The 2,306-nt window shown below is 55.5% G+C and carries 1 protein-coding gene and 2 pseudogenes; all 3 read left to right on the top strand.

Annotated elements, in window-relative coordinates; translation table 11 throughout:
- Positions 1–171, top strand: a pseudogene (locus tag A3764_RS25900) (SMC-Scp complex subunit ScpB); the annotation flags it as partial.
- A gap of 326 nt (positions 172–497) precedes the next feature.
- Positions 498–1,784, top strand: coding sequence for a Fic family protein (locus tag A3764_RS06120; RefSeq protein ID WP_009804179.1), 1,287 nt, complete (start codon positions 498–500; stop codon positions 1,782–1,784).
- 116 nt (positions 1,785–1,900) lie between these two features.
- A pseudogene (locus A3764_RS24540) lies at positions 1,901–2,306 on the top strand (TerB N-terminal domain-containing protein); the annotation flags it as partial.

Genomic DNA, 2,306 nt, shown 5'->3' with positions numbered 1-2,306 from the left:
CTGATCGGGACAGGGCCAAGGTCGCCGCGACGAGGGGCGCCCTATACCTTCGTCACCACCGAACAGTTCCTTTTGGCCTTCGGGTTGGAAAGCCTTCGCGATCTTCCCGATCGCGAGCAGTTGGAGGACGCGGGGGTTGTGGACGAAGTACCACAAGTCGATTTTGGCTAAGCTGTTGCCGATTTTGTTGGGTGCTAAGACTCTGTGAAAGCACTGTTTTCTCCCCGATGGTTTCGAGTCTTGCCGGTTTCCGTTGCTGATACCTGATTTAGACTCTGCTGTTCCGCTTATCGTTTCATTCGTCGTGCAACGATTCATGTGGAGCCTCAGAAATATTCACTATTTCAAGGCGATAATCGTTTCGTCCTTTTGACGACGTTGGCTTTTGCCTCCTAACGCCTGAATCGTTGCAAAACCCGTGAAACAAAAACTTGCGCCAAGGAAAAATGTAGGTGTATCAATATCATAATCGTTTCACACTTGCGGGATATCGTTTCATGGCCTTGTCGGATCAAGACATTCTCGACTTTGTCGGCGAGAACCCGGGTGCCGGACGCGATGCCATCCGGAAGGGCGTTGCAAGGGATGTGAGCGAAACCACTGTATGGCGCCTCTTGAAGCGCATGGTGGAAGAAGGTCGCCTCGAGGTATCTGGCAAGGGTAGGGCCACGGGATACAGGATCGCCGGGGGTGCGGTCGTTCGGGCGCATTTGTCGACGCCGTACAACAGGCGAGCACCGGTGTCCTATCGACCGGAGTTTCTCGATGCATACGTTCCGGGAAAGACCTGGTATCTGTCTGCACCTAACCGCGAAAGCCTGTTGGAGGCTGGCCGTCCGCAGGGCGGCGCAATTCCGGCCGGAACATACGCGCGCCGGATCCTTGAACAGCTTCTGGTGGATCTCAGTTGGGCGTCGTCCAGGATGGAGGGGAACACCTACGATATTTTGCAGACCGAGCGATTGATCAGGTTTGGTGAGGAAGCTGCGGGAAAGGATCGGAAAGAAGCCCTGATGATCCTAAACCATAAGGAAGCTATCCAGTATGTGGTCGACAATCTCGATGAGATCGGGCTTCGGCGTCCTGATCTGTTCGCGATTCATGCGCTGCTCTCGGATGGTCTTCTGGCGGACCCGGCGATGTCGGGCCGATTGCGAGCGATGCCGGTCGGCATCTCGCACTCGAGCTATCGACCGCTCGACGATGCGGTCACGATCGCAGAGGAGTTCGACATCCTGCTCCACAAGGCTGCGCAGATCACCGATCCGTTCGAGCAGTCCTTTTTCCTCTTGGTGCACATCCCGTACCTCCAGGCCTTTGCCGACGTCAACAAGCGAACCTCGCGCGTGGCCTCGAACATCCCACTTCTAAAGTCGGATCTTGCGCCGATGTCGTTCACGACGATGGACGACAGCGACTATATCGATGGGCTCATCGGGGTTTATGAATTGAACAATGTCGCGCTGCTGCGTGAGGTCTACATGGACGCGTACTTGGCGTCTGCGGAGAAATACCGAATTCTTCGCGCTGAGGTGGAGAGCCCGGAAAAGGCTGCGCTTGCCTATCGGGAATTCGTTCGCGCTGCGGTCCGGCGTTGCGTTCTCGAATTCAAGGAGTTCCGAAACGATGCGGTTGATGAGATGGCTTTGGCTGCTGGCGTGCCCGATGCTGATCGAGCGGATGTTGTCGCTTACGTTCGTGAGCAGATCGCTGGGCTCCATGAAGGCAACGTAATCCGCTATCGGCTGAAACCAGACGACCTGAAAGGAGTGAACCTGCGCTAGATCGTTGATCGAACCGGACCGAAGAACGTCTACGCATCAAAAGCGCATTCAATCATTGCGATAGTCTTTGCAATGATGGGCATCCAAAATAGTGTGGTTCGGAGAGAGTTCCGATAATGTCTTCAATACTCAAGTTTTTCCGAATTACATTCTTTCTCGCCCTGTATTTTTTCTTATGCATGGTCGTGGTGACCATAATGCTTCAGGGTTGGCCGGTTGGTGGCCAGATGCTGTTTGCATTTGGTGTTCCCGTCATTCTGGTCTGGTGGCAAGAAAAACGGAGATCGCGGAAAGTCGCTGCAAAGGCGCAAGCTGAGGGGAGTTCCGAAACCCACCCCCCCCGACCTGAGCCGGTGCCGCGCCCAAGTGCCAACGACAAGCGTATCGAGCGTGAGCGCGAACGAACTCGCGAAGCCAATGCGTCTCAAGCACCGGCTGCCGTGCAGGCCTACTCTCCACCAAAGCAGGACTACGCTGAAATCGTTCGGGCTGGAAAGTCTGCGGCGCCGGCACTTGCCGCGG

Source organism: Sulfitobacter sp. HI0129 (assembly GCF_001635395.1).
GTDB lineage: Bacteria > Pseudomonadota > Alphaproteobacteria > Rhodobacterales > Rhodobacteraceae > Sulfitobacter.
Note: the sequence above shows the minus strand (reverse complement) of the source record. Positions and strands in the feature narration are given on the sequence as shown.

Excerpts from the sequence above, each read along its gene's own strand:
- A3764_RS06120 (WP_009804179.1), top strand. The coding sequence starts at position 498 with ATGGCCTTGTCGGATCAAGACATTCTCGACTTTGTCGGCGAGAACCCG.